This is a genomic window from Paragemmobacter ruber, assembly GCF_009908315.1.
Classification (GTDB): domain Bacteria; phylum Pseudomonadota; class Alphaproteobacteria; order Rhodobacterales; family Rhodobacteraceae; genus Paragemmobacter; species Paragemmobacter ruber.
The window spans coordinates 1,487,543-1,513,492 of sequence record NZ_JAAATW010000001.1 but is presented as its reverse complement, the minus strand read 5'-3'; the positions used below and the strand labels follow the sequence as shown (position 1 = coordinate 1,513,492).

Genomic DNA, 25,950 nt, shown 5'->3' with positions numbered 1-25,950 from the left:
GCGCCGCGCACCGGAACGTGACCCGGCGGAGCGGCGGATTATGGCAGTTGGCCGGTGCGGGAGATTGCACCGGACGGGATAGGTTGCGATAGTCAGGGGCATTGATTTCGGAGGTTGTCGTGCCGCCCTTTTCCATCCGGCCCCTGCGCCGTTCCTGCGGGGCGGCGGTCCTTGCGTTCGGCGTGCTGAGCGGGCCTGCGGCGGCGCTGGAACGGCTGGAGTTTCGCACCCCGGGCGCGGCCGAGGATGTGGCCGATGCGCTGCGCGCCGCTTCGCTGCTGGTGTCGTCGGAACTGGACGGGCAGACCGATGCTCAGGACCTGTTCGCTGCGGCGCGGGCGGAATATGCCGCACTGCTGGGCGCGCTTTACGCCAAGGGGCATTATTCCGGCGTGATCACGATCCGCGTGGACGGGCGCGAGGCGGCGTCGATCGCGCCGCTGGATGCGCCCGGACGCATCGACGTGATCGAGGTGACGGTAGAGCCGGGGCCTGCCTTCCGCCTGTCACAGGCCGAGGTGGCGCCGCTGGCGCCCGGCACGGCGCTGCCGCCCGGCTTTGCCGCCGGGCAACCCGCCCTGTCGGGCGTGGTGCGGGATGCGGCGGCGGCGGGCGTTTCGGGCTGGCGCGACCGGGGCCATGCAAAGGCGCGTGTGGCCGGGCAGGACGTGACCGCCAATCACCGCGATGCGACGCTGGCCGCGCGGATCGCGCTGGAGCCGGGGCCGCGCCTGCGCTTTGGTCCGCTGACGGTGGAAGGGGCCGAGCGGATGGAGGTGCGCCGCGTTGTCAAGATCGCCGGTCTGCCCGAGGGCGAGGTGTTTTCGCCGCAGGAGTTGGAACGCGCGGCGAACCGGCTGCGGCGGACGGGGGTGTTTCGGTCGGTCGCCATGACCGAGGGCGACGTACTGTCGCCCGATCTGGTGCCGATCACCGCGGCCATCGTCGAGGAATTGCCGCGCCGCTACAGTTTCGGCGCCGAGATCGCCAGTCAGGACGGGCTGTCGCTGACCGGCTACTGGCTGCATCGCAACCTTCTGGGCGGGGCCGAGCGGCTGCGTGTGGATGGCGAGATCACCAATATCGGCGCGCAGAACAGCGGGGTGGATTACACACTGGGCGTAACGCTGGACCGACCGGCCACGCTGACGCCCGACACCACGCTGGGTTTTGCCGCCGAGATCGGGCGGCTGGACGAAGAGGATTACGTGGCCGATGTGGCGACCATCGGCGTGAACCTGACGCATTATTTCAGCGACACGCTGACCGGGCGGCTGGGGATCGGCTATGAATATGCCAATGGCCGCGACCGGGTGAGCGATTTCCTGTTCCGCAACGTATCCATCCCCATCGGCGTGAACTGGGACCGCCGCAACGACAAGACCAACGCGACGGAAGGGTTCTATCTGGATGCCGAGGTGAAGCCCTTCTTTGGCCTTGGCACCACAGGCACGGGCGCGCGGACCAAGATCGACGCGCGCGGTTATCTGGGCCTTGGCGCGGCGGACCGGGTTGTTCTGGCGGGGCGGCTGCAACTGGGGCTGATCACGGGATCGGCCCTGCTGGATACGCCGCGCGATGACCTGTTCTACAGCGGTGGCGGCGGCACGGTGCGCGGACAACCCTATCAGTCGCTGGGGGTGAATGTGGCGCGGGGCGCGCTGTCGCCCAAGATCGGGGCCACGCATTTCATCGGCACGCAGCTTGAGGCGCGGGCGATGGTGACGGATCGAATCGGCGTGGTGGGGTTCTTTGACGCCGGGCGGGTGGATCTGGACGGGTTCTTTGGCACGGGCGGGGATTGGCATTCGGGCGCGGGGCTGGGCCTGCGTTATGATACCGGCTTTGGTCCAATCCGGCTGGACGTGGCGGCGCCGGTGAGCGGCACCACGGGCGACGGGGTGCAGATCTATGTGGGATTGGGGCAGGCGTTCTGATGCGGTGGTGGCCTGTTCTTGCCCTGATCTGCCTGCCCCTCTCTGCCACGGCGCAAGAGGATGACCGCGGCTATCTGACGGCCTTTCTGGAGGACAACCTTTCCGGCGCCGGGCGGGCGGTGACGATCACCGGCTTTGAGGGGGCGCTGTCGTCGCGCGCGACGATGGAGCGGCTGACCATCGCGGATGATTCGGGCATCTGGCTGACGCTGGAAGGCGTGACGCTGGACTGGAGCCGGTCGGCCCTGTTGCGCGGGGTGGTGGATGTGTCGGAGCTTTCGGCGCGCGAGATCGTGCTGGAGCGCATCCCTGAGACCGAACCGGCGGCGCCGTCGCCCGAGGCGGGGACATTCGCCCTGCCCGATCTGCCCGTGTCGATCAGCATCGGGCGGCTGGCGGCAGAGCGGATCGTGCTGGGCGAGGCGGTGCTGGGCGAAGCGCTGGAGGCGCGGCTGGAGGCATCGGCGCAGCTTGCCGGGGGTGAGGGGCGCACGGAACTGCTGCTTGAGCGGAGCGATGACGGGCCTGCTGGGCGGCTGGACCTGACGGCGGCCTTTGCCAATGCGACCGGGCAGTTCGAATTGAACCTTGTGGCCGAGGAAGAGGCGGGCGGCATCGCGGTGGCAAAGCTGGGGATCCCCGGCACCCCTTCGGCGCGGCTGGCGGTGCAGGGCGCGGGGCCGATCACCGATTTCGTGGCCGATGTCGCACTGACGACGGATGGCGAGGAGCGGCTGAGCGGGACGGTGGAGCTGATCGGGGCCGAGGATGGCAGCCGGGGGTTCGATGTCGATCTGGCGGGCGATCTGGCGCCGCTGTGGATGCCCGACTATGCCGCCTTCTTCGGTGACAGCATCGTGGTGCAGGCGGCGGGTGCGCGGTCGGCTGAAGGGGTGCTGCGGCTGGATCGGTTGCGGCTGGACACGCAGGCGATGGATCTGTCGGGGCAGGCGACGCTGTCGGCGGGGGGGTTGCCGCTGGCCTTTAATCTGACGGGGCGGATCGGGCTGGAGTCGGGGCAACCCGTGCTGCTGCCGCTGTCGGGCGAGGATGAGACGCGGGTGCGGTCGGTGACGCTGGATGTGGCCTATGACCGGGCCGCGGGCGAGGGGTGGACCGGCGATGTGGTGATCGACGGGCTGGATCGCCGGGGGTTGCGGGCGGATCGGCTGGCGCTGGATGGGGCGGGGCGGATCTGGCAGCGCGACGGGCGGGCGCATGTCGGCGCGACGCTGGATTTCACCGCGCGCGGGCTGGCGCCCGAGGATGCGGCGCTGGCGCAGGCGCTGGGGGCCGATCTGGACGGGCAGGTGATCCTGTCCTGGCAGGAGGGCGGGCCGGGGCTGCGGCTGCCGCGCATCGTGCTGGAGGGGGCGGATTACGGGCTGAGCGGGCGCGCGCTGGTGGCGGGGCTGGAGACCGATCTGGCGATCAGCGGCACGGCCGAGGCGCGGGTGGAGGATCTGGCGCGGCTGTCGGCGCTGGTGGGGCGGCCCTTGACCGGGGCGGCGGGGCTGACCGTCGAGGGCAGTGCGAGCCCGCTGACGGGCGCCTTTGACGGACAGGTGGCCCTGACGGGGCAGGATGTGGCGCTGGCGCAGGCCGAGGTGGACCGGCTGCTGGCGGGGACGTCACGGATCGCGCTGGACGCGGCGCGGACGGCGACCGGCACGGTGCTGCGCGACCTGACGGTGACGGCGAATGGCCTGCGGGCGCAGGCCAGCGGCACGGTGACAAGCGGGCAGAGCGACCTGCGCGGGACGGTGGATTTCGCGGATCTGTCGGTGCTGGGCGGGGGTTATCGCGGCGGCTTTGCGGGGGACGTGCGCTTTGCCGGCGCGGCGGATGCGGGCCGGGTGACGGTGAACGGGCGGGGGCGGAACCTTGCCATCGGGCAGGCCGAGGCGGACCGGCTGCTGCGGGGCGAGACGGTGCTTTCGGGGGATCTGTCCATCGCGGGGGGGCAGGTGGTGCTGAACGCGGCGCGGGTGGAGAACCCGCAGCTTCGCGTGGTGGCGGATGGCCGCGCCGAGGGCGCGGCGCGGCGGATCAACCTTGAGGCGCGGCTGGCCGATCTGGCGCTGCTCTTGCCGGATTTTCCCGGTGTGCTGACGGTCAGCGGAACGGCGGCGGATGACGGGCAGGGGTATGATCTGAACCTGCGCGGGCAGGGGCCGGGCGGGATCGACGCGCGGGTGACCGGGCGGCTGCGGCCCGATGGATCGGGCGGTGATCTGCGCATCGCGGGCAGCGCGCAGGCGGGGTTGGCCAATGCCTTCCTTTCCGGGCGGCTGATTTCGGGGCTGGTGCGGTTCGACCTCGGGCTGAACGGGCCGCTTTCTGCGGCGTCCTTGTCGGGGCGGGTGGGGCTGAGCGGGGGGCGGATCGCCGATCCGGGCCTTGCCTTTGCATTGCAGGATGTGGCGGTGAATGCCGATCTGGGCGGCGGGCGGGCGCAGCTTTCGGGGGGTGGCGCGCTGAGCAGCGGCGGGCGGATTGATCTGGGCGGGACGGTCGGGCTGGCCGCGCCGTTCAATGCCGATCTGCGCGTCGGATTGCAGGGCGCGGTGCTGCGCGACCCGCAGCTGTACCAGACCACCGCGAATGGCGCCGTGACGGTGCGCGGCCCGCTGACAGGGGGTGGCACCATCGGCGGCCAGATTGATCTGGCCGAGACCGAAGTGCAGATCCCGTCAACCGGTCTGGGCGGTTCGGCGGATATCCCGGATCTGCGGCATGTGAACGAACCGGCAGAGGTGCGCGCCACGCGGGCGCGGGCGGGGTTGCTGGGCCTTGAGACGGCGGGCGCGGGCGGCGGGGGCGCGCGGCCCTTTGCGCTGGACCTGCTGATTTCCGCCCCGTCACAGATATACATTCGCGGGCGGGGCCTTGATGCCGAACTGGGGGGCGCGTTGCGGCTGGGCGGGACGACAGCGGCGGTGGTGCCGTCGGGGACGTTCAGCCTGATCCGGGGGCGGCTGGATATCCTTGGGCGGCGGCTGGACCTGAGCGAGGCGACGATGACGCTGGCGGGGAACTTTACCCCTGTGCTGGCGGTGGCGGCATCGAATGAAAGCGACGGGATCACCAGTTTCATCCGCATCGACGGCCCGGCGACCGAGCCGGTGGTAAGCTTCCGGTCCAGCCCCGAATTGCCCGAGGAGGAGGTGCTGTCGCGCCTGCTGTTCGGGCGTGGGATCGAGACGCTGTCAGTCTTGCAGGCGGCGCAGCTGGCCAATGCCGTGGCCACGCTGGCGGGCCGGGGCGGGGTGGGCATCGTGGGGCGGCTGCGGCAGGGGTTCGGGCTGGACGATCTGGATGTGCAGACCGGGGCCGATGGCGGCGCGACGGTGCGGGCGGGGAAATACCTGTCGGAGAATGTCTATACCGAGGTGGAGGTGGATGATCGCGGCGAAAGCCAAATCAACCTGAATCTTGATGTGACGGACTCGGTCACTGTGCGAGGGCGGACGGGCAGTTCGGGCGATACCGGGATCGGCGTCTATTTCGAGAAGGATTACTGATCCACCCGCTTGCGCTGCGCCCGGGCGGCATCGACGGCAGCCCCCAGAAGGATGGCGTAGCCCGAGAGATACAGCCAGACCAGCAGCGCCGCCACCGCGCCGATGGACCCGTAGATGCGGTTGTATGTGTCGAAGTTCGCCAGATAGACGACAAGCCCGCGTGAGGCCGCCACCCAGATGAGGACGGCGACAAAGATGCCGCGCGTGAAGAGGCGGTGGGTGATTTCGCGGTTCAGGCCGAGCCGGTAGACCAGCGCCACGCCGAGGATGACGATCATCAGGCTGAGCAGAAGCTGCAGCAGTTCCAGCGCGACGGTGGTGAGGCCGCCCAGCGGCAGGAAGGCAAGGATCAGCGGGCCTACGACCGCCGCCAGAAGCCCGGCGATGGCAAGGCCCACCATCACCAGCGTGAGCAGGAGCGAGCGGACGAAATGCCGGTGCCCGGCGCGGTTCGGCAAGCCGTGGATGGCGTTGAGGCCGCGCATCAGCGCAGCGACCGAGGCGCGCGCCGTCCAGAGCGCAAGGAAGAGCGACAGGAAGGTGGCCAGACCGAAGCCACCGGGCGGGCCGGCAAGGATCGCCTCGATCTGCTGTGAGATCAGGTTCCACGCATCGGGGGGAAGGTAGTCGCGCGCAAGTTCCAGTTCCTGCCGGATCAGGGTGGCATCGGAAAAGCTGCCCCAGATCATGATGACGGCGGCGGCGGCGGGAAACAGGGCGAGAAAGCCGTAAAAGGCGATGCCTGCGGCGATGAGATCCAGCTCGCGTTCGTCGGACAGCGTCCAGAGATCTTTGATCAGGGTCGGGATGTTGGGCAGTTGCATCCCGGGAAGGTAGGGGAGGATGGGGGACGGGGCAATCCTGTCCGCCCGGGCGAAGCCGATCCTGGCGCGTCGCGGTGACAGGCGGCGTCGCACTGGCCCCGATGCCCCCGTGGTGGATCAGGCGGTGGCGGCCCCCACGCCTGCGACATGGCGGGCGGCGGCGTCAGAGGCCTGTTGGCAGGCGGATTCGAGATCGTGGCCGGTGGCCATCGCCGCCGCGAGGGTGCCGGTGAAGCAGTCGCCCGCGCCATGGGTGCTGGCGACCGTGACCTTGCGCGCGGGAAGGGTGATCCTTGCGCCCCCGGCCGTGCAGGCGGCAAGGCCCGCCGCCCCGGCAGTGACTACGACACTGCCGAAACGCGCCGCGAGGTGGCCGGCGGCGGCGCGGGCGGAGGCGAGGTCTGTCACCGGATCGGCGCCGAACATCGCAGCCTCGACCGCGTTCACGACCAAAACATCCACGCAGGCCCCGAGGGCGGGCGGCACCTCACGCGCGGGGGCCGCGTTGAGGATGACCCGAATCCCCCGCGCGCGGGCGGCGGTGGCTGCGGCGAGGTTGATGTCGGGCGTCACCTCGTTCTGCAGGACGAGGACGGCCACATCGGCCCAAAGCGCGGGATCCGTCAGCAGCGCCGGATCAAGGCAGAGGTTGGCGCCGGAAACGATGGTGGCCGCGTAGTCGCCCGCGCGATCCTGTATCGCAACGCTCATCCCCGAGGGTGCATCATCAAGGATGCGGACAAAGTGACGGTCCACCTTGCCGCGGTCGAGGGCGGCGAGGAGATAGTCGCCAAAGGCGTCACGGCCCACCGCCCCGAACATCCGGGCCTGCACCCCGGCGGCGCGGGCGGCCACGGCTTGATTGCCGCCCTTGCCGCCGAATTTCGGATACCAGCGTCGGCCCACGGCGGTTTCATCCACGCGCGGCAGATGGTCGGCCTCGACCATGATGTCATGGTGGAGGGAGCCCACGACAAGGACGACGGGCGGTTGCGGCACGGACGATCCCCTTTGCATTGGCCGGGTGACCCTTGGATTCCGCATGGTCAGCCCTGCTTTCCCCCGGTGGCGTGATCACTGCGGCCGGATCACGGAGGGTGACCGTGATGATAGCGGTGGCAGGCATCCGCGAGAAGGCCCGCCCGCGTTCTGGGGATGAGATCGCGCCATCGGGCCGAGGGTCCGGTGTCACGCGGGCGCGGGGTGCCGGGCTAACCCTCACCCTCGAGCCGGGTGCGCATTTCGCGCAGGACGGGGAGGACGGCGCGGACGCGGTCGGCGCCGAGTTGTTGCACCACTTCGGCGATCAGGGGGGCGACGGCCTGAACGGCGGCGTCGCGGGCGGCGCGTCCGGCGGGGCTGATGGCCACGAACTTGCGGCGGGCATCATCCCAATCGGGGCGGATATGGACATGTCCCGCCCATTCCAGCCGGGCAAGGGTGTTGGTCATCGCCCCGCGCGTGACGTGGAAGGCGCGGGCCAACTGCGCCGGGGTGCGTTCGTCATTCACCCGGGCGAGGTGGTTCAGCACGCCGAAATGCGACAGTTCCATCCCCTTGGGCAGCACGCGCGAGATGCGGTTGCGGGCAAGCTGATCGGCCATGAAGAGTTCGCCGAAAAGGGCAACGGCGATGTCTTCGGTCTTTTCGTCAGCGGGTTTGCCGGTCATCCCCCATGCCTCATGCTGCTGGCCCCGTGAAATCGCGGTCATGGGAGAGCGAGGGGATGCGGTCGCGCGCGCGGGCGACCTCGGCCAGGTCGAGATCGGCGAAGGTGATGCCGGGTTCTGTTCCGGCGTCGGAGAGGATTTCGCCCCAAGGGGCGATGGCGAGGCTGTGGCCATGGGTGCGGCGACCCTTCCCCTCAACCTCGGGGTGAAAGCCGGTCTGGGCGGGGGCGAGGACGTAGCAGCCGGTTTCAATCGCGCGGGCGCGGAGGAGCGTTTCCCAATGCGCGGCCCCGGTGATGTGGTTGAAGGCGGCGGGGACGGTGAGGATTTCGGCCCCGGCCTGCGCGAGGCGGCGATAGAGATGGGGGAAGCGGAGATCGTAGCAGACCGTCATCCCGATGCGGCCGAAGGGGGTATCTGCCAGCACGGCGCGGTTGCCGGGGCGATAGCCTGAGGATTCGCGGTACACCTCGGTTTCCGAGACGTTCACATCGAACATGTGGATCTTGTCGTAGCGGGCGGCGATGTCGCCCGACGGCGCGATCAGGAAGGAGCGGTTGGCGAAGCGGCCATCGGCATCGTCCGTCAGCAGGCCGAGCGAGCCGATCAGCAGCCAGATGCCCGCGCGCGCCGCCTCATCCCGCAGGGCGGCGAGGGTGGGATCGGTTTCCTCGGGGTGGAAAAGGGCGCGCTGGCGGGTGCGGTTGGAGGAGAGCGCGTTGGTACATTCCGGGGTGAGGACGAAGCCCGCGCCCCCCTGTGCCGCAGCACGGACCAGCGCCAGCGTGTCCGGCAGGTTGGCGGCCGGGTCGTCAGAGACGGTCAGCTGGACAAGGCCCGCGCGCATCAGGCGAGCATCGGATCAAGCTTGCCGTCATGGTCAAGCGCGTGCAGGTCATCACTGCCGCCGACATGGGTGCCGCCGATGAAGATCTGCGGCACGGTGCGGCGGCCCCCGGCGCGGGCGGTCATGGCATCGCGCAGGGCGGGGTCGCGGCTGACGTCGATTTCGGTGAAGGCCACACCCTTGCGGGTGAGCAGGCGTTTGGCGGCCATGCAATAGGGGCAGATGGGCGTGGTGTAGATTTCGACGGGTTTCACGGGATGCGGTCCTTTGGCGATTGCGCGGAACTATAGGGATTTAGGCATCCTTAGCAACGCGGGCCAGCACACATACGGATACCCGGCTTGCGCCTGCGGCAAGGCAGGCCTCGGTGCAGGCGGCAAGGGTGGCGCCGCTGGTCATGACATCATCAATGAGCAGGACATCCCGGCCCGCGATGCGGGAGGCGTGGCGGGGATGGGCGCGAATCGCCGTCTGGACATTGCGGAAGCGACCGTCGCGGTCGCGGCCATCCTGTGTGGGCGTGCGGCGGGTGCGTTGCAGCAGGTCGGGGATATGGTCGAGCGCGGCGAGGCGGGCAAAAGCGGCGGAGAGAAGGGCCGACTGGTTGTAGCGGCGGCGGACAAGGCGCAGCCAGTGCAGCGGCACCGGCGCCACGATCATGCCGGGGGTGACGATGGGTGCCGCCACGCGCTGCATCCAGCGGGCGGCAGGCGGGGCGAGATCGCCGCGGTCGCCATGTTTGAGCGCCAGCACCAGCTTGCGCCCAGTATCGCGGTACAAAAGCGCCGCCCGGCCCTGATGCCAGGGCCGGGCGAGGGTGAGGCAGTCGTCACACTGGACGGGCTGGGTATCTTCGCCCGGGAGGGGGGTGCCGCATGTGTCACAAACAAGGCCGGTGATGAAGCCCGTATCCCGCCAGCAAGCCGGGCAGAGGGCGAAGTCGGTGTCCACCTTGTCGCCGCAGGACAGGCATTGCGCGGGGTAGATCAGCCTGACCAGCGCTTGCATTCCCATTCCCGCTTCCTCATGTTCCGCGCCATGCAGACACCGCCCCTTCTGACCGACCGGCAGGCCCTGACCCGCAACCGCGAGCGCGCCGAGCGCGCGGCGCTGTTCCTGCATGACGAGGTGGCCCTGGAGGCGCAGGAGAGACTGGCAGAGGTTAACAGGGCGTTTACGGATGTGGCCGTGGTCACGCCTTTTGCCGACCTGTGGCCGATGGCGGCGCGCAAGGTGGCAGATGACGAGGTGCTGGACCTGCCGCCGGGCGGTCACGATCTGGTGATCCATGCGCTGTGCCTGCATTGGGCGAATGATCCGGTGGGGCAGTTGGTGCAGTGCCGCCGGGCGCTCAGGGCGGATGGGCTGTTCCTTGGGTTTCTGTTCGGGGGGCAGACCTTGGCGGAGTTGCGGGCCTGTCTGGCGCAGGCCGAGGCCGAGGTGACGGGTGGCCTGTCGCCGCGCGTGCTGCCGATGGGCGAGATCCGCGATCTGGGGGCGCTGTTGCAACGGGCGGGCTTTGCGCTGCCGGTGGCGGACAGTTTCACGAAAACAGTGAGTTATGGCGATTTCGGCGCGCTTTTGCGCGATCTGCGGCAGATGGGCGAGGGCAATGCGCTGGCCGCGCGCCTGCGGCGGCCCACGCGGCGCGCGGTGTTCGCCCGCGCGGCCGAGCTTTATGCAGAGCACCACGCCCTGGCCGATGGGCGGCTGAGCGCGACATTCGAGATCATCGGACTGACGGGCTGGGCCCCGCATGAAAGCCAGCAAAAACCGCTGCGTCCCGGCACGGCTGCCCAAAGATTGGCCGACGCGCTGTCGGTGCGCGAGGTGCGGCTGCCTGACACTGAACCGAATGGTTGACCGGGGCGTATAAGCCTATATGTCCCGCCTTTGGGATCAGGATTTCAAGGAAAACACCATGCTGGATGCCAAGGCACAGAACGCGGGCTTCGCCCAGACGGACGCGCGCCCGGCCATGATTCAGCCCGGTCAGGGGCGGCTTGCCCATGCCCCGGCAGACCATCCGAAGGTGCGGCGGGCCAAGGTCGGTGTTCTGGTCGCCAATCTGGGGACGCCGGACAATTACGATTACTGGTCGATGCGGCGCTATCTGAACGAGTTTCTGTCGGACAAGCGGGTGGTGGATTATTCGGCCTGGATCTGGCAGCCACTGTTGCAGCTGGTGATCCTGTCGAAGCGGCCCTTTTCATCGGGGGCGAATTACAAGCTGATCTGGAACCACGAGCTGAATGAAAGCCCGCTGCTGACGATCACCAAGAACCAGACGCGCAAGATCGCCGAAACCATGGCCGCCAAGCATGGCGATGAGGTGATGGTCGATTTCTGCATGCGCTATGGTAACCCTTCGACGGAATCGAAGGTGCGGGAAATGGTGGAGGCGGGGTGTGAGAAGATCCTGTTCTTCCCGCTGTATCCCCATTACGCGGGTGCGACGTCGGCCACGGCGAATGACCAGTTCTTTCGCGCGCTGATGAAGGAAAAGCGCCAGCCTTCGGTGCGCACCGTGCCGGAGTATTTCGAGCATCCGGCCTATATCGAGGCCCTGGCCCAATCGGTGGAGCGGGCCTATGCGGAACTGGACCACAAGCCCGATGTCCTTGTCGCGTCCTATCACGGGATGCCCAAGCGGTATCTGATGGAGGGCGATCCCTACCATTGCCAATGCGCCAAAACCTCGCGCCTGCTGCGGGAGCGGCTGGGATGGGAGAAGGGGTCGATCGACACCACGTTCCAGTCGGTCTTTGGCCCCGAGGAATGGCTGCGCCCCTACACGGTGGAGCATGTGGCCGAACTGGCCAAGCAGGGGAAGAAGAAGATCGCGGTGATTGCGCCTGCCTTTTCGGCGGACTGCATCGAGACGCTGGAAGAGATCAACGGCGAGATCCGCGAGGCGTTCGAGCATGAGGGGGGCGAGGTGTTCACCTATATCCCCTGCCTGAACGATGACGATGCGCATATCGACGCGCTGGTCAGCGTGATCGAGGAAAACCTGACCGGCTGGGTGCGCTGAGCACCCGGTCGGGCCGGATCGCGGCGATCAGACCCCTTGGGGCGGAAAAGGAAAAGGGTCGGTGGCCAAGCCACCGACCCTTTCCTGTATCGTGATCCGACAGATCAGTTCGAGGCAGCAGCCGCGATGACCAGCAGGAGCAGCAGCGGAACAACGATGCCGCCAGCCGAGGACGACGTGTTCGCTTCGACAACTTCCGGTTCCATGACCGGTTCAACCATGCCGCCGGCGAAAGCGGTCGAGGCGGCAACCGTCAGAGCGGCAGCGAGCGCAAGTTTCTTCATATTAACCTCCAGTTATCGCATGACGCCGAATGTTGCAGAGGCGACGACATGCACCCAAGATATACCTCGTGGCTTCTGTTAAGCAGCAACTTTGCCGGATTGCAACTTGGCTCGACGCCAAAACGCGCCGTTGAGGCGCATATCGTCAAATTAGCAACACCTGAGTGCCGACTTTGGTCAGTGCGAACAATTCTTGGATATGTTCGTTGTAAAGCCCGACGCAGCCGTTCGACGAGCGGCGCCCGATCTTGCGCGTGTCATGGGTGCCGTGGATGCGGTAATAGGTCCATGACAGGTAAAGTGCGTGCGTTCCCAGCGGGTTGTCGGGTGCGCCGCCTTCGACCACGGCGGGCCATTCGGGATTGCGTTCCAGCATGGCCGGGGTGGGCCGCCATGTGGGGGCCACGACCTTTTGCACAACCTCCGTGCGGCCCCGGCGGGTGAGGTCTTCGGACAGCGGGACCGAGGTGGGGTAGAGGCGATAGATCGACTGATCCTCGGACCAGAAATGCAGCGCGCGCGAGGTGAGATCGACAAGGATCGCGCCGTTGCGGGTATTCTCAAAATAGCCCTGCCAATCCAGCATGCGGAAGCTGGAGGCGTTGTTGCGCACCGAGCTGGAGGCGCCGGGCAGCACTTCGGTAGAGCCCTCCATGCCAAAGGCGGGCATCGCACCCAGCGCGCCCGCGCCCAGCGCGGCAGAGGCAGCCGTCACGAAATGGCGGCGGTTCAGGCGGAGTTTCGGATCATCAGTCATGGTCTGCTTGCCCCTTCAGGTCTTCGGGCGGCCGCGTCTGCGCGCGTTGGCAACCCGTTTTTCTAGGGCAATAGCGATTTTTGCGCCTTTGGGCAAATCAAAGACATGTCAATCGGCAAAGCCGCGCGACTCTGACGCGGGGTTGCGGGTTGCGTTTGAACTGAAGGGCCGGTTTCGCTAAGAGCAGGCAAAGGAGCAGGCGCCGGGGCGCAGGGGGCAAGCGGTACGATGAACAGACGTGGGATGCTGATGTTGGGCGGGGCTGCGGTTCTGCTGGCGGCCTGTGCGCCTTCGATGGGTGAGGGGCCGAAGCTGGGGCCGGACGGGTTGCCGCTGCCGCAGGTCTATAACACGCAGGCGCAGGGTGCGGGCGTGATCGAATACCGGCTTCTGGATTCGGTGAATGCGCTGCGGCAGTCGCGCAACCTGCGGCCGGTCACGTTGAACGCGCAGCTGAACGCGGCGGCGGCGACCCATTCGCGCGACATGTCGGTGCAGAACCGGCCCTGGCATTTCGGATCGGACGGGTCTTCGCCGCTGGAGCGGGTGCGGCGCGTGGGCTATGGCGGCAAGCTGACGGGTGAGCTGATTTCCGAGACGTTCGAGACGGAACTGGAAACGCTGGCCACATGGATGGAAAGCCCCGACATGCGGGCGGTGATCCTTGATCCCAATGCCACCGAAATGGGCTTTGCCTGGTTCCAGGAACAGAATGGCAAGATCTGGTGGACGCTGGTCATGGGCAGCGCCGGGCTGGTCTGACATCCGGGGGCCATTGGCCCCCGTTTGCCACGGCACCTAGGGCAGGATGTGAATCACGGTGCCCGGTTCGACCATCGAATAGATCTGTTCCATTTCCCGGTTGGTCACGGCGATGCAGCCTTCGGTCCAGTCGCGGCGCGCGATGGGGCCCAGCGGGCCGCCATGGATGAAGATGTCGCCGCCGGGGGATTTATCCTGCGCTTCGGCATATTCCGCATCCGCGATGTTGGGGTACGAGATGCCCAAGGACAGATGGAAGCGCGAGCGCGGGTTCTTGTGCGTGATGTAATAGGTGCCTTCGGGCGTCTTGCCATCGCCTTCAAACTGCTTGTGGCCCTGCGGGGCGAAGCCCAGCGCGATGTCATAGGATTCGAGCACGCGGCCATTGTGCAGCAGATACATCTTGCGGTCGGCCTTGTGGACCTGCACCGACGTCACCTCGGGGCCGCGATATTTCAGGAATTTTGACCGCGGGCCGCAGGCGGACAAGCCCACCGCCAGCGCAAGGATGAGAAAAACCTTCAGGAACCGCATACCACTGCCCGCCTCGCCGTTTGTTTGATTTTTTTTTCCTGCGCATAGCGCAAATCGCCCGGTCTGGCTAGGCAGCCGTTCGGAGGGGCCGCTCACGGATGTGTCATCGTTCATGCGGGGCGGCGGAACCGGGCGGCGAGTTCGACATGGGATGACCAGCGGAACTGATCCACGACCTGCACCCAATCGAGGTGCCAGCCCGCCTGCACCAGCATCCGCGCGTCGCGGGCGAAGGTGGCGGGGTTGCAGGATACCGCTGCGATGACGGGAACCGCGCTGCGCGACAGGGTGGCGAACTGCGCCTCGGCCCCGGCGCGGGGCGGGTCGATCACCACGGCGTCGATGCCTTTGAATTCATCGGGTTCCAGCGGGCGGCGGAAGAGATCGCGCGTCTCGGTCGAGATGCGTTTCAGGCCGGGCGTGTTGCGCCAGCCCTTTTCCAGCGCTGCCATCATGGCGGCATCGCCTTCTACCGCGTGCACCTCGGCCCGTTCGGCCAGCGGCAGGGCAAAGGTGCCGGAGCCTGCGAAAAGATCGGCGATGCGGCGCGCGTCGGGGCCGATGGCATCGGCCACGGCGGCGAGGAGGGCCGATTCGCCATCAGCCGTGGCTTGCAGGAAGGCCGCCGGGGGCGGGGCGACCAGCGCCTGACCAAAGCGCTGCATCGGGGCAGCGCGCAGGGCGACGGTTTCGCCATCCCATGTCAGGCGGGCAAGGCCGTGCTGTTCGGCGAGGCGGGCGAGATCAAGGTGCAGCGCGGCATCCAGCGGCTTGCCCCCGGTGACGGCCACATCGGGACCGGCAAGGCTGCGCGTCACGGTGAGCGCGAGTTCGACCGTGCGCGACCCGCCGAGGCGGGTGATCGCCTCGAGCGCGGGGAAGGTAGCGATGAGATCGGGGTGGAGAAGCTGGCAATTCGGGACGGGGATGATCAGGTCGGACCCGCGGGCGTGAAAGCCCAGAAGCGCGCCGCCCTTTGTCTTGCGCGCGGCGAGCGTGGCGCGGCGGCGGGTGCGGGCGGGCGAGGTATGGGTGGGGCGGAAGGGCGCATCCAGCCCCTGCCCGGCGAGGGCGCCGCGCACGATTCCCTCTTTCCAGTTTTCGACAAAGGAATCGGAGGCGTGCTGCATCAGGCAACCGCCACAGGTGCGGGCATGGGCGCAGGGCGGTTTCTTGCGGTCGGGCGCGGGGGTGAGGATGCGGATATCGGTCAGGCTGTCGCCTTGCAGGGTGCCTTCGACCTGTTCCCCCGGCAGGGTTTGCGGGGCGTAGATCGGGCCATCCGGGCCGCGGGCGATGCCATCGCCCAGATGGCCGATTCGTTCGATTGTCAGGATCATGGCAGCGCCCGGGCCGCCGTGAAGGCCTGGCCTTCCGGGGCAAGGATGGTGGCTTCGCGCAGGCCGTGCGGTTTGTCGCGCGGGGGTTCGGCGACGGTGCCGCCCAAGGCCGGGGCGCGGGTGGCGGCGGCATCGGGATCGGTGCCGAAGAGGTAGATCTGCAGGCCCACCCCGCGCGGCGGGTTTTCGGGCAGAAGATCATGCAGCGGATGGCCCGCGAAGGTGCTGTCGGCGTGGAATTGCAGGATCTGCCCGTCATGGCGGACAAGGGCGAAATCCGGGCTGGCGCGCAGAAGATCAAGGCCGAACACATCGGCCACGAAACGGGCCAGCGCGCCCGCGTCGCGCGTCAGGATGTTCAGCCCGATCCCGCGCAGCGACTGGCCCAGCGTTGCGCCCCCGACGGTTGCGTAATCCATTCCTGCCCCTTTTGGCGGATCACTCCGCCGCTTCCTGTTCATCCGTCCCGATGAAGCCGCCGGATTGGCGGTTCCAGTAGCGGGCGTAAAGGCCTCCTTTGGCGAGAAGGGCATCATGGGTGCCTTCTTCGACAATGCGGCCATTGTCCATGACGATGATGCGGTCCATGGCGGAAATGGTGGACAGTCGGTGCGCGATGGCAAGCACCGTCTTTCCCTGCATGACGCGGCCGAGCGCTTCCTGAATGTTCGCCTCCACCTCGGAATCCAGCGCAGAGGTGGCCTCATCCAGCACGAGGATGGGGGCATCCTTGAGGAAGGCGCGGGCAAGGGCGATGCGCTGGCGCTGGCCGCCCGAGAGTTTCACACCGCGTTCGCCGAGGAAGGCGTCATAGCCCTTGCGCCCGTTGTGATCGACCATGTTCACGATGAAATCATGCGCCTCGGCCGCGCGGGCGGCGGCGATGATCGCCTCGTCGCTTGCGCCGGGATTGCCATAGGCGATGTTGTCACGGGCGGAGCGGTTGAACATCGCGGTTTCCTGCGTGACCATGCCGATCTGGCGGCGCAGGGATTCCTGCGTGACGGTGCGGACATCATGCCCGTCGATCAGGACCGCGCCCTCTTCGGTATCGTAGAGCCGCAGGAGCAGCGAGACGAGCGAGGATTTCCCCGCGCCGGACGCGCCGACGATGCCCAGCTTTTCGCCGGGGCGGATGGTGAGGTCGATCTGTTCCACCCCGCCGCGCTGGCGGCCATAGGCAAAGCTGGCATGGTCGTAGCGAACTTCGCCCCGGATCGGTGGCAGGTCGTGCGCATCCGGCGCATCGGCAAGGGCGTGCGGCACGGCGAGGGTTTTCATGCCATCCTCCACCTCGCCCACGCTGGTGTAGATGGACATCAGGGTGAAGCTGACCCAGCCCGACATCTGGGCGATGCGCATGGCGATGGCGCCCGAGGCGGCGATGTCGCCCGCCGTGGCCGCGCCCTGCATCCACAGCAGGACCGCGCCGCCGATCAAAAGGACGGGCAGGATCCCCGCCACCGTCATCAGCGAGAAGCGGAACCATGTGGAGATGACGCCGAATTCCAGCGATTTTTCGCGGAACACTTCCATGGATTTCAGGGCGACGCGATCCTCGAACGCGGCATGTGCGAAGAGTTTCACCGTCTTGATGTTGGTGATCGTGTCCACCACCTGCCCCGACACCATGGCGCGGGCCGAGGCGCGGGCGGCGGAGTTCACGCGGACGCGCGGCATGAAGAAGCGGATCAGAAGGACATAGACCACGAGCCAGACGGCCAGCGCCATGGCGATGCGGGCGTCGATCACCAGAAGGAACACGACCGACCCGATGACCGAGGCGAGGGCGAAACAGACGGTGTTGATCACCTCGGTCGCGACATCGGTGACGGCGCGGGCGGCCTGCATCTGTTTGGTGGCGATGCGGCCCGCGAAATCGTTGTCAAAGAAGGTGACGGCCTGACCGAGCGTCCAGCGGTGCAGGCGCGACAGGACGAGGGGCAGGACGTTCGGCCCCACGATGATGGAGTTCGACGCTGAAGATATGCCAAAGGCGAGCGGCCGCAGCAGCATGTAGAAGATCAGGAACGCGGCGATCAGCAGGCCATGATCGACGAAGAAGCGATCCGGCCCGGAGGCAAGGGCCGCGTCGATCACCCAGCCGAGGATGAGGGCAGAAACGACCTCTGTCACCCCGGCGAGCGACGACAGGATGCCCGCGATCACCAGCATGGGCCATGATCCGCGCAGCGACCAGTTCATGAAGGCGCCCAGCTTTCGCGGCGGCGGGCCGTCGGCGGGGCGGAAGGCATCAATCAGATTGCCAAGGGTGGCGGACAGGTTCATTCGGCAGCCTCTTCTTCCAGCCCGATGAAACCACCCGACTGGCGCGCCCAGAAGCGGGCATACAGCCCGTTCTGCGCCAACAGTTCGGAATGGCTGCCCTGTTCGGCGATATGGCCGCCGTCCAGAACAACGATGCGGTCCATCTCGGACAGGGTGGACAGGCGGTGGGCAATGGCGATTACGGTCTTGCCCTGCATGACACCGTAAAGCGCGGACTGGATGGCGGCCTCTGCCTCGGAATCCAGGGCGGAGGTGGCCTCATCCAGGATAAGGATCGGCGCGTCCTTCAGGATGACGCGGGCCAGCGCCACGCGCTGGCGCTGGCCGCCCGACAGTTTTACGCCGCGTTCGCCCACATGGGCATCATAGCCGCGGCGGCCCTGCGGATCTTCCAGCGTCAGGATGAAATCATGGGCATCGGCACGTTTGGCGGCGGCGATCATGTCGGCATCAGACGCATCGGGGCGGCCATAGAGGATGTTGTCGCGCACCGAGCGGTGGAGGAGCGAACTGTCCTGTTGCACCATGCCGATCTGGCGGCGCAGGCTGGATTGCGTGACATGGGCGATGTCCTGACCGTCGATCAGGATGCGGCCTTCCTCGCAGTCGTAGAAGCGCAGCATCAGTTTCACCAGCGTGGATTTGCCCGCGCCGGAGCGACCCACGACGCCCACCTTTTCGCCGGGGCGGATGGAGAGCGACAGGTTTTCCAACCCGCCCGAGCCGCGCCCGTAATGGTGGCTGATGCCTTCGATGTCGATCCGGCCTTCGCGGAATTGCAGCGGTTTGGCATCGGGGCGATCCACCAGCGTGATGGGCTGGGCGATGGTTTCCATCCCCTCTTGCACCACGCCCAGCGCCTGCACGAGCGAGGAGAAGGCCCACATGATCCAGTAGGTCATGTTGTTGAGCCGCAGGACCAGCGCGGTGGCGGCGGCGACGGTGCCAAGGGTGGCATTGCCCTGATACCACAGGAAAATGGCCCAGCCGGTGATGGCCACGATCAGGAAGCCGTTCAGGACGGTGAGCGCGAGGTCCATCTTGGTGATGATGCGCATTTCCGATTGAAACGTCTTGCGGGCGTGTTCGATCGAGTCGCGCGCGTAATCAAGTTCGCGCGCGTCATGGGCAAAAAGCTTTACCGAATGGATGTTCGTATAGGCATCGACCACGCGGCCCGTGACGGCGGAGCGGGCGTCGGAACTGGCCTTGGAGGCGGGGCCTGCGTGGCGCACGGTCCAGCGGACAAGGAGCGCATAGAGCGCGAACCAGATCAGCAGCGGCAACAGCAGCCGGGGGTCGGCCTCGGCCAGCATGATGCCCGCGCCCACCACGGTGACAGAGGCGAAGGCCACGGCATCGAAGGTCTGGAACACCGCATCGCCCGCAGCAGGGGGGGTTTGCATGATGCGGTTGGCGATGCGGCCGGCGAAATCGGATTCGAACCAGCCCACCGGCTGGCGGATCACATGGGCATGGGCGCGCCAGCGGATCATCGTGCCGAAATTGGGCAGGATGGCGTTGTGCAACAGCGCCACATTGGCCACCAGAAGGATCGGGCGCAGGATCAGCACGGCCAGCGCGACAAGGATCATCTCTGTCCCATAAAGCGCCCAGGCCTGTTGCGGGCCGTTATCGGCCAACAGGTCCACCAGCCGCCCGACATACCAGATCAGCGCCACATCGGCGAAGGCGGTGACCACCGACAGCGCAGCCGTGATCGAAAAGACCATCCGGAAGGGGCGGATATAGTCTTTCAGAAAGGGCCAGAGCCGCCGGGGCGGCGTATCGGTTTGCTCGTAAGGACCGTAGGGGTCAACGAGGCCTTCGAAAAAACGAAACACGGACAAAGCCTCTTGCGTGCGAGGTCACCATATAGACCCCTTCGCCGGAAAGGAAAACCGTCAGCGCAGCAGGTCGGCCTTCGTCAGCCGCAGATCGGAATCGCGCCAGAGACGTTCAAGACGCTTGAGTTCCTGGCCAAGTGCAGGGCCGATGAGGGCGGGCAGGTCGGCGGCGGTCACGGGAAATTGCGCGGCTGCGCCGCGGGCGACCTCGGCCTGCCAGCCGGGCGGGAGGGGTGTTTCGTTAAGGGCGGCGCGCACCAGAAGCGCATCGGTCGCCTCGTCAGCGCCGTACTTCTGGGCCAGAACGGCGGGGCTGTCGGTGCCGGTCGCCGCGGCCCGCAGATGGGCAAGCTGTCGCGCTTCGGCCCGCGACAGGCGGAGGAGATCGGCCAGATTGTCGCCGCCCAGCACGGCCAGACGGCGCAGCCAGCGGATGGGAAGGCCGTCTTCCAGATGGATCAGGGGCGAAAGGTAGCGGGGATCGGTGCCCGGCAGCAGGGCGTGCAGCGCGCCCGCATGGGCCATGCTGGCCAGCGCGGGGGCAGGATCGGGCGCGGCGAGCAGCTTGCGGAATTCGGCCCCCACCCGTTCGCGCGACAGGGACGACAATCCATCAACACCCGCGGCACAGGCGGCGAGCCCTTCGGCATCCACCCCGGCCTCGGGATCGCCATACCAGGCGTGGAAGCGGAAAAAGCGCAGGATGCGCAGGTAATCTTCGCGGATGCGGGTGGCAGGATCGCCCACAAAGCGCAGGCGGCGGGCCAGGAGATCGGGCAGACCCCCCAGCGGATCAACCAGCGTGCCATCAGGGCGGGCGTAGAGCGCGTTCATCGTGAAATCGCGGCGGGCGGCGTCTTCCTCGATCCGGCGGGAGAAGGCCACGACGGCGTGGCGGCCATCGGTCTGCACGTCGCGGCGGAAGGTCGTCACCTCATGCGGGTGGCGGCGGATGATGAAGGTGACGGTGCCGTGTTCGATGCCGGTGGGCAGGGCCTTGATGCCCGCCAGCGCCGCCAGCGCCATGGCGCGGTCGGGGGTGGCATCCGTCGCGATGTCGATATCGCCGATGGGCATGTTCAACAGGGCGTTGCGGACGCAGCCACCCACGAAGAGCGCCTGATGGCCGCCCGCGATGAGCGCGGCGCAGGCGGCCTGTGCGGCGGGGTCTTCCAGCCATGCGCCGTGCAGTTTCATGGCTGCACCCTATCGGCCAGACCGCGCAGGATGCGCGCGGTGGCGCCCCAGATGTAATAGGGGCCAAAGGGTACGGCGTAGTAGCGCCGCCATTCATTGCGCCAGCGGCGGCGTTCGATGCTGTAGATTTCCGGGTTCAGCACATGGGCGAGCGGGACGGTGAAGACCTCTTCCACCTCGCCCGCCTCGGGCGTGGGGGTGAAGGGGGCGCGCACGAAGCCGAGCACGGGGGTCACGGAAAAGCCCGTGACGGTTTCATGCGCGGGCAGCGTGCCTGCGATATCGACCAGCGCGGGGGGAAGACCCACCTCTTCCACGCTTTCGCGCAGGGCGGTGGCGATGACGCCGTCATCGCCCTGGTCGACCTTGCCGCCCGGAAGCGCGATCTGGCCGGGATGGTGTTTGAGATGCGAGGCCCGTTTCGTAAGGATCAGGCGCGCGCCTTCGGGGCGCAGCCAGACCGCCAGCAGCACCGCCGCCGGGCGCAGGACGCGCCCGGGGGGCAGGGAGATGGCCGGGTTCAGATCGAAATCGGAAGAAGGCCGCGCGGGGCGGTTCAGGGCCGCGCGCAGCCTGTCTTCGACATCACGCATCCGGCGACTTTGTCGCCTCGAACCCGACGGTGGCGGGATCGAGTTCATAATGCGCGCTGCAGAACTGGCAATCCGCCGTGACCTTGCCTTCGGGCGTGGTCATGTAGGCGATGTCCTTGGCCGAATAGATCGACAGCGAATTGCGCACCTTTTCTTCGGAACAGGAGCAGCCGAAACGCACCTGCTGGGCGTCGAAGACGCGCGGCTCTTCTTCGTGGAACAGACGGACGAGCAGTTCGGTCGGCTGCACGGAAGGGCCGATCAGTTCCATCTCTTCCACCGTATCGAGGAGGAGGTTCACGCGGTTCCAGTTTTCGCCCTCATCCCCCGACAGGATATCGGCATGGGTGAGCAGGCCGCCTTCGCCGCTGCCGCCCGCGTTGGCGACGAAGGGCGAAGCCTTGGGCATGTGCTGCAGCATCACGCCGCCTGCGCGCCAGAGTTCCGGCTGACCCGGTTGCTGGCTTTTGCCGAAGGTGACGGCAAAGCGGGTGGGCAACTGTTCGGACTGCGCGAAATAGGTTTCCGCGCAGGACGAAAGCGACCCGCCCGCGATGGGGGTGATGCCGGAATAGGGAAGGTTGCCTTCGCCCTGATCAATCAGCACGGCGAGGTAGCCTTCGCCGATCTGGCTGAAGGGGGCGGCGTTGGGATCGAGCCTGTCTTTGTCAAAGCTGGCATAGGCGCGGATGCGGGCGGGCTGGCCGTCTTCGCTGGGGCCGTAGTAATCGGTCGCGATCAGGCGGGCCGGGCCTTTGCCGCGCACCTGCAGCGACAGTTTCCAGCGCAGTTTGATCGTCTGGCCGATGAGCGCGGTCAGCAGCGCGGCCTCGGCGACCAGCGCCTCGATCTGCGGGGGGTAGGCGTGCTGTTTGAGCACCTGTTCGAGCACGCCATCGAGACGTGCCACGCGACCCCGGATGTCGGAGCGATCAAGCTGAAAGGGCAGGACGGTATCGTCCCAGGCGAGTTGAGAGCCGATGGTCATGGGGGTTTCCCGGTTGTGCCTGCCCCGAATAACGCGGCAATATGCATTGGGCAATGCGGTGCGCGGCAGGGGGCAGAACTGATGATCCGTCGATATGGGGAGCCTTTGCAGCAAGGTCAACGGTACAAGCGCAGGCCCGGGGTCTATGCCATCCTGCTGGACGGGGATCATCTCTTGGCCACCCATCAGGCCGAACCGGTGCCGGAGTATCAGCTTCCGGGCGGGGGGATCGACCCGGGAGAGCATCCCATCGCGGCCCTGCACCGCGAGGTGTTCGAGGAAACGGGATGGCGCGTCGCGCTGGAGCGGCGGCTGGGCGCGTTCCGGCGGTTCACCTACATGCCGGAATATGACCTGTGGGCGGAAAAGCTGTGCACCGTCTATCTGGCGCGGCCAGTGCGGCGGCTTGGCCCGCCCTCCGAACCGGGGCATGAGGCGGTTTGGATGTCGGTGGCGGCGGCGCTGGAGGTGCTGGGCAACCCCGGCGACCGCGCCATGCTGGCCCGCGCCTTGACCGGCGCGCGCTGAGCGCCCTTGAAATCAAGGATCACGGCCGAGACGTCATCGGGGAAATCCCGCGTGCCGGCATGGGCGGCAAGGCCGGCGAGCAGGGCGTCATGCAGGGGCCGGCCCCGCAGATCGCGCGCCGCGTCCATGATCGCGGCGAGCCCCGCTTCCCCCAGATCGGCCGGGGCCGGATCACCCGGGGCGCCGCCCGGGACCGGACATTCCGTCACCCCGTCTGACGGGATCACCAGACGGTCACCGGGTTGCAGATGCAGGGTGACAGGGGCGTAACTGGCCTGCGGGAACAGCCCCACGGGAAAGCCGCCATCCCCGATGCGCAGGGGCGGTCGTCGGGGCGACAGGAGCAGCGGGTGGGGATGGCCCGCCTGCACCAGACGGGCCACGCCACCGCGCAGATCAATGTCGGCATAGATCATCGTCAGGTACAGATCGCCGGGCGGATCGGCGCAGAGCAGGCGATTGAGGCGGCCCACCACGGCATCGGGCGGCAGGGGGCGACCGGCCTGGAACGCGATGTTCTGCTCGCGCGATCCGGCGGACAGCAGGCCCGCCAGCCGCGCCGCCATCAGCGCGGAAGCGACGCCATGCCCCGCCACGTCGATCGAGAAGAGGGCGATGCGCCCGTCCTCCAGCGGGAACCAGCCCACCAGATCGCCGCCCACATGGCCGGATGGCTGCATGAGGAACACCGCCTCGCCCCCGTCCAGCGGGATCACGGGATCGGGGATCAGCGACAGTTGCAGGCGCCGCGCTTCGGCCAGATCGCGTTGCAGGGCATCATAGAGGCGTTGCAGATCGCGGTTGCGGTGGCGCAGTTCCGACTCCATCCGCAGGATGCGTTCCCCCGCATGAAGGCGGGCCTGCAATTCGGCCGGGTCGATGGGTTTGGTCAGGAAATCATCCGCCCCGCTTGCAAGACCATCGGCCACCGCCGCCGTGCCGGATTTGGCCGAGATGAGGATGAAATAGCTGTAGGAATCCTGCGGAAGCGCCCGGAAGGCGCGGCAGAGGTCGGGCCCCGACATGCCGGGCATCACCCAATCGCTGAGGACGATGTCAAAGCGCGCATCCCGCGCGAGGGCGAGCGCCTGCGGCCCGGAGGCGGCCTGTGCCACATCATAGCCCCAGCGGGAAAGCTGCATCGCCAGCATCTGGCGTTGCGCGGCACTGTCATCGGTGACGAGCACGCGCCGGGCCGATGGCGGCTGTGTGATCGGTCGCTGCACGGAAACCCCATCCCAGACACATTCCGCCCACCGTGGCGCAGAACGCTTAAGATCCCGGTAATGCGGAAAATTCTAGCTACTGAACCCGGGCGGATTCACCTTTGCTTGACCGTTTTTCGCGATCTGACAGGGCGGGGGCGTTGTGGAAGTGGGTGATGTGATGCTGGTGAACAAGGAGCGCCTCGCCGCGCTGCGGGGCGAGATCGGCGAGGACGGGTTTGAAGAGTTGCTGCAGTTGTTCCTGCGCGAAAGCGAAGAGGTGGTGGCACGGCTGTCTGCGCAGAAGGAGGGAAGGCTGTCGGATGCGGATATGCACTTTCTGAAAGGGAGCGCGCTAACGCTGGGTTTTGATGATCTGGCCGATCTGTGCCGTCGGTCGGAAGCGGGGGCCGCCGTCGCGCCGGGGGATCTGCAGCAGTTGTGGCTGCGCAGCCGCGATGCGCTGGCCGTGGCCTAGATCAGGAATTCGGCGAGGATTTCATCATTGGTGATGTCGCGATAGGTGAAGGCGGCATCGTCCAGTTTGCGGAAAAGATCGCGGAAATTCTCGGGCTTGCGGGTTTCGATCCCGATCAGGACGGACCCGAAGTTGCGCGCGGATTTCTTGAGGTATTCGAAGCGGGCGATGTCATCATCCGGGCCGAGCATCGCCAGGAATTCGCGCAGCGCGCCGGGGCGTTGGGGCATCCGCAGGATGAAGTATTTCTTCACGCCCGAATAGCGCTGGGCGCGTTCCTTCACCTCGGGCAGGCGTTCGAAATCGAAATTCCCGCCAGAGGTGACGCAGACCACGGTCTTGCCCCGAATTTGATCGGCGAGTTCGGGCAACACATCGACAGAGAGCGCGCCCGCCGGTTCCAGAACGATGCCTTCGACATTCAGCATCTCTAGCATGGTCACGCAGATGCGGTCTTCGGGGGCAAGCAGCACGTTTTCCACCGGCACCCAGTTGAGGTGCGCAAACGTGCGGTCGCCCACCCGCGCCACGGCGGCCCCGTCGACAAAGCTGTTGACGCGCGGCAGCTTGACCGGCGTGCCATCGCGCAGGGCGGCAAGCAGGCTTGCCCCGCCCAGCGGTTCGACAAAGCGGTAGTCGGTATCGGGCGACATGGCGCGCAGATAGGCGGTCACGCCGGAAGACAGGCCGCCGCCCCCCACGGGCAGGATCACCAGATCGGGCGCGCGGCCCAGCTGATCGAGGATTTCCACCCCCACGCTGGCCTGACCAAGGATCACGTCGGCATCATCGAAGGGCGACAGGAAATGGGCCTGCTGTTCGGCGCAGAAGGCCTGCGCGGCGGCCAGCGTCTGATCGAAATAGTCGCCGGTCAGCACGATCTGGACATGATCGCCCCCAAAGGTGCGGGTCTTGTCGATCTTTTGCTGCGGGGTGGTGACAGGCATGAAGATGGTGCCCTGCACGCCGAAATGGCGGCAGGCAAAGGCCACCCCCTGCGCATGGTTGCCCGCGCTGGCGCAGACGAAATGGCGCCGGTCGGGCGTGGTGTCGAGCACCTTGCGCATGGCGGTGAAGGCACCGCGCAGCTTGTAGCTGCGCACGGGGGTCAGGTCTTCGCGTTTCAGCCAGATGTCGGCATCATAGCGCTGCGACAGGTGATCATTGCGCTGCAGGGGCGTTTCTGGAAAGAGGGCGCGCAGGGCATCGGCGTTGGACCGGGCGCTGGACGTGAAATCCGACATGCGATGGCAATCCTCTTGTTCCGGCCCCTGGTTTCGGCCCTGTGGTGCGGCAGCCTATGCGAGCTTTC

Annotated in this window: 24 protein-coding genes and 1 pseudogene; 7 read left to right on the top strand and 18 right to left on the bottom strand. The window is 67.2% G+C overall.

From position 1 onward, the window contains the following. Positions 1-119 precede the first annotated feature (119 nt). A complete protein-coding gene (locus GU920_RS07375; protein WP_328799239.1) occupies positions 120-1,937 on the top strand; it encodes an autotransporter assembly complex protein TamA in 1,818 nt (605 codons plus the stop codon). Continuing rightward, positions 1,937-5,461 carry a translocation/assembly module TamB domain-containing protein gene (locus tag GU920_RS07370; protein WP_161766270.1) on the top strand — a complete coding sequence of 1,175 codons (3,525 nt, stop codon included), beginning with the start codon at positions 1,937-1,939 and terminating at the stop codon, positions 5,459-5,461. The genes GU920_RS07375 and GU920_RS07370 overlap by 1 nt, the downstream gene beginning before the upstream one ends. On the opposite strand, the gene GU920_RS07365 is transcribed toward GU920_RS07370, so the two are convergent. From GU920_RS07365 to GU920_RS07340, 6 genes are all read right to left on the bottom strand, one after another. Next, a complete protein-coding gene (locus GU920_RS07365; RefSeq protein WP_161766269.1) occupies positions 5,455-6,285 on the bottom strand; it encodes a YihY/virulence factor BrkB family protein in 831 nt (276 codons plus the stop codon). The genes GU920_RS07370 and GU920_RS07365 overlap by 7 nt on opposite strands. A 117-nt stretch (positions 6,286-6,402) precedes the next feature. Further along, a complete protein-coding gene (locus GU920_RS07360) occupies positions 6,403-7,284 on the bottom strand; it encodes a PfkB family carbohydrate kinase (protein ID WP_161766268.1) in 882 nt (293 codons plus the stop codon). Between the two features lie 212 nt (positions 7,285-7,496). Next, positions 7,497-7,955: a MarR family winged helix-turn-helix transcriptional regulator gene (locus GU920_RS07355; RefSeq protein ID WP_161766567.1), complete on the bottom strand. Its 459-nt coding sequence runs from the start codon at positions 7,953-7,955 to the stop codon at positions 7,497-7,499. A gap of 10 nt (positions 7,956-7,965) precedes the next feature. Next, positions 7,966-8,802 carry a carbon-nitrogen hydrolase family protein gene (locus GU920_RS07350; protein WP_161766267.1) on the bottom strand — a complete coding sequence of 279 codons (837 nt, stop codon included), beginning with the start codon at positions 8,800-8,802 and terminating at the stop codon, positions 7,966-7,968. After that, the gene (gene grxC, locus GU920_RS07345; RefSeq protein ID WP_161766266.1) at positions 8,802-9,056 is read right to left on the bottom strand and encodes a glutaredoxin 3; all 255 of its coding nucleotides are present in this window, start codon (positions 9,054-9,056) and stop codon (positions 8,802-8,804) included. The genes GU920_RS07350 and grxC overlap by 1 nt, the downstream gene beginning before the upstream one ends. A gap of 40 nt (positions 9,057-9,096) precedes the next feature. After that, positions 9,097-9,816 carry a ComF family protein gene (locus tag GU920_RS07340; protein ID WP_161766265.1) on the bottom strand — a complete coding sequence of 240 codons (720 nt, stop codon included), beginning with the start codon at positions 9,814-9,816 and terminating at the stop codon, positions 9,097-9,099. A 24-nt stretch (positions 9,817-9,840) separates the two neighbouring features. Between GU920_RS07340 and GU920_RS07335 the strand changes: the two genes are divergently transcribed. After that, positions 9,841-10,665 carry an SAM-dependent methyltransferase gene (locus GU920_RS07335; RefSeq protein WP_161766264.1) on the top strand — a complete coding sequence of 275 codons (825 nt, stop codon included), beginning with the start codon at positions 9,841-9,843 and terminating at the stop codon, positions 10,663-10,665. Positions 10,666-10,780: 115 nt separating this feature from the next. Further along, complete coding sequence (gene hemH / locus GU920_RS07330) at positions 10,781-11,836, top strand: ferrochelatase (protein ID WP_235933165.1); 1,056 nt, start codon at positions 10,781-10,783, stop codon at positions 11,834-11,836. A gap of 104 nt (positions 11,837-11,940) precedes the next feature. On the opposite strand, the gene GU920_RS07325 is transcribed toward hemH, so the two are convergent. Next, positions 11,941-12,120, bottom strand: coding sequence for a hypothetical protein (locus GU920_RS07325; protein ID WP_161766263.1), 180 nt, complete (start codon positions 12,118-12,120; stop codon positions 11,941-11,943). A 145-nt stretch (positions 12,121-12,265) separates the two neighbouring features. Beyond that, a complete protein-coding gene (locus tag GU920_RS07320) occupies positions 12,266-12,877 on the bottom strand; it encodes a L,D-transpeptidase (protein WP_161766262.1) in 612 nt (203 codons plus the stop codon). Positions 12,878-13,105: 228 nt separating this feature from the next. Between GU920_RS07320 and GU920_RS07315 the strand changes: the two genes are divergently transcribed. Continuing rightward, the gene (locus GU920_RS07315; protein WP_161766261.1) at positions 13,106-13,639 is read left to right on the top strand and encodes a CAP domain-containing protein; all 534 of its coding nucleotides are present in this window, start codon (positions 13,106-13,108) and stop codon (positions 13,637-13,639) included. A gap of 36 nt (positions 13,640-13,675) precedes the next feature. On the opposite strand, the gene GU920_RS07310 is transcribed toward GU920_RS07315, so the two are convergent. The 8 genes from GU920_RS07310 to hslO all read right to left on the bottom strand — a co-directional run bounded on the left by GU920_RS07310 (position 13,676) and on the right by hslO (position 22,427). Next, positions 13,676-14,173: a L,D-transpeptidase family protein gene (locus GU920_RS07310; RefSeq protein WP_161766260.1), complete on the bottom strand. Its 498-nt coding sequence runs from the start codon at positions 14,171-14,173 to the stop codon at positions 13,676-13,678. A gap of 110 nt (positions 14,174-14,283) precedes the next feature. Then, positions 14,284-15,513 (bottom strand): class I SAM-dependent RNA methyltransferase, encoded by a 1,230-nt coding sequence (locus tag GU920_RS07305; RefSeq protein WP_161766259.1) that lies wholly within the window; start codon positions 15,511-15,513, stop codon positions 14,284-14,286. Next, positions 15,510-15,932, bottom strand: coding sequence for a VOC family protein (locus GU920_RS07300; protein ID WP_161766258.1), 423 nt, complete (start codon positions 15,930-15,932; stop codon positions 15,510-15,512). Before GU920_RS07300 ends, GU920_RS07305 begins: the two co-directional genes overlap by 4 nt. Before the next feature lie 19 nt (positions 15,933-15,951). Next, positions 15,952-17,802, bottom strand: a complete 1,851-nt coding sequence (locus GU920_RS07295) for an ABC transporter ATP-binding protein (RefSeq protein WP_161766257.1) — start codon at positions 17,800-17,802, stop codon at positions 15,952-15,954. Continuing rightward, the gene (locus tag GU920_RS07290; protein ID WP_161766256.1) at positions 17,799-19,646 is read right to left on the bottom strand and encodes an ABC transporter ATP-binding protein; all 1,848 of its coding nucleotides are present in this window, start codon (positions 19,644-19,646) and stop codon (positions 17,799-17,801) included. Before GU920_RS07290 ends, GU920_RS07295 begins: the two co-directional genes overlap by 4 nt. 60 nt (positions 19,647-19,706) lie before the next feature. Further along, complete coding sequence (locus GU920_RS07285; protein WP_161766255.1) at positions 19,707-20,846, bottom strand: CCA tRNA nucleotidyltransferase; 1,140 nt, start codon at positions 20,844-20,846, stop codon at positions 19,707-19,709. Continuing rightward, positions 20,843-21,439: a CoA pyrophosphatase gene (locus GU920_RS07280; RefSeq protein ID WP_161766254.1), complete on the bottom strand. Its 597-nt coding sequence runs from the start codon at positions 21,437-21,439 to the stop codon at positions 20,843-20,845. The genes GU920_RS07285 and GU920_RS07280 overlap by 4 nt, the downstream gene beginning before the upstream one ends. Then, positions 21,432-22,427, bottom strand: a complete 996-nt coding sequence (hslO, locus tag GU920_RS07275; RefSeq protein WP_161766253.1) for an Hsp33 family molecular chaperone HslO — start codon at positions 22,425-22,427, stop codon at positions 21,432-21,434. Before hslO ends, GU920_RS07280 begins: the two co-directional genes overlap by 8 nt. 81 nt (positions 22,428-22,508) lie before the next feature. Between hslO and GU920_RS07270 the strand changes: the two genes are divergently transcribed. Then, on the top strand, positions 22,509-22,955 hold the full coding sequence (locus tag GU920_RS07270) for an NUDIX hydrolase (RefSeq protein WP_161766252.1): 447 nt from the start codon (positions 22,509-22,511) through the stop codon (positions 22,953-22,955). Positions 22,956-22,975: 20 nt separating this feature from the next. Here GU920_RS07270 and GU920_RS07265 read toward each other — a convergent pair. Then, positions 22,976-24,142, bottom strand: a pseudogene (locus GU920_RS07265) (PP2C family protein-serine/threonine phosphatase); the annotation flags it as partial. Between the two features lie 181 nt (positions 24,143-24,323). On the opposite strand from GU920_RS07265, the gene GU920_RS07260 reads away from it, so the two are divergent. After that, the gene (locus GU920_RS07260; protein WP_161766251.1) at positions 24,324-24,638 is read left to right on the top strand and encodes an Hpt domain-containing protein; all 315 of its coding nucleotides are present in this window, start codon (positions 24,324-24,326) and stop codon (positions 24,636-24,638) included. Here the strand turns inward: GU920_RS07260 and ilvA are convergent. Continuing rightward, the gene (gene ilvA / locus GU920_RS07255) at positions 24,635-25,882 is read right to left on the bottom strand and encodes a threonine ammonia-lyase IlvA (RefSeq protein ID WP_161766250.1); all 1,248 of its coding nucleotides are present in this window, start codon (positions 25,880-25,882) and stop codon (positions 24,635-24,637) included. The two genes, GU920_RS07260 and ilvA, sit on opposite strands and share 4 nt — an antisense overlap. Positions 25,883-25,950 lie beyond the last annotated feature (68 nt).

Coding starts and splice junctions, on each gene's coding strand:
- GU920_RS07370 (WP_161766270.1), top strand. CDS start 1,937: ATGCGGTGGTGGCCTGTTCTTGCCCTGATCTGCCTGCCCCTCTCTGCC.
- GU920_RS07365 (WP_161766269.1), bottom strand. CDS start 6,285: ATGCAACTGCCCAACATCCCGACCCTGATCAAAGATCTCTGGACGCTG.
- GU920_RS07355 (WP_161766567.1), bottom strand. CDS start 7,955: ATGACCGGCAAACCCGCTGACGAAAAGACCGAAGACATCGCCGTTGCC.
- GU920_RS07350 (WP_161766267.1), bottom strand. CDS start 8,802: ATGCGCGCGGGCCTTGTCCAGCTGACCGTCTCTGACGACCCGGCCGCC.
- GU920_RS07340 (WP_161766265.1), bottom strand. CDS start 9,816: ATGGGAATGCAAGCGCTGGTCAGGCTGATCTACCCCGCGCAATGCCTG.
- GU920_RS07335 (WP_161766264.1), top strand. CDS start 9,841: ATGCAGACACCGCCCCTTCTGACCGACCGGCAGGCCCTGACCCGCAAC.
- hemH (WP_235933165.1), top strand. CDS start 10,781: ATGATTCAGCCCGGTCAGGGGCGGCTTGCCCATGCCCCGGCAGACCAT.
- GU920_RS07325 (WP_161766263.1), bottom strand. CDS start 12,120: ATGAAGAAACTTGCGCTCGCTGCCGCTCTGACGGTTGCCGCCTCGACC.
- GU920_RS07320 (WP_161766262.1), bottom strand. CDS start 12,877: ATGACTGATGATCCGAAACTCCGCCTGAACCGCCGCCATTTCGTGACG.
- GU920_RS07315 (WP_161766261.1), top strand. CDS start 13,106: ATGAACAGACGTGGGATGCTGATGTTGGGCGGGGCTGCGGTTCTGCTG.
- GU920_RS07310 (WP_161766260.1), bottom strand. CDS start 14,173: ATGCGGTTCCTGAAGGTTTTTCTCATCCTTGCGCTGGCGGTGGGCTTG.
- GU920_RS07305 (WP_161766259.1), bottom strand. CDS start 15,513: ATGATCCTGACAATCGAACGAATCGGCCATCTGGGCGATGGCATCGCC.
- GU920_RS07300 (WP_161766258.1), bottom strand. CDS start 15,932: ATGGATTACGCAACCGTCGGGGGCGCAACGCTGGGCCAGTCGCTGCGC.
- GU920_RS07295 (WP_161766257.1), bottom strand. CDS start 17,802: ATGAACCTGTCCGCCACCCTTGGCAATCTGATTGATGCCTTCCGCCCC.
- GU920_RS07285 (WP_161766255.1), bottom strand. CDS start 20,846: ATGAAACTGCACGGCGCATGGCTGGAAGACCCCGCCGCACAGGCCGCC.
- GU920_RS07280 (WP_161766254.1), bottom strand. CDS start 21,439: ATGCGTGATGTCGAAGACAGGCTGCGCGCGGCCCTGAACCGCCCCGCG.
- hslO (WP_161766253.1), bottom strand. CDS start 22,427: ATGACCATCGGCTCTCAACTCGCCTGGGACGATACCGTCCTGCCCTTT.
- GU920_RS07270 (WP_161766252.1), top strand. CDS start 22,509: ATGATCCGTCGATATGGGGAGCCTTTGCAGCAAGGTCAACGGTACAAG.
- ilvA (WP_161766250.1), bottom strand. CDS start 25,882: ATGTCGGATTTCACGTCCAGCGCCCGGTCCAACGCCGATGCCCTGCGC.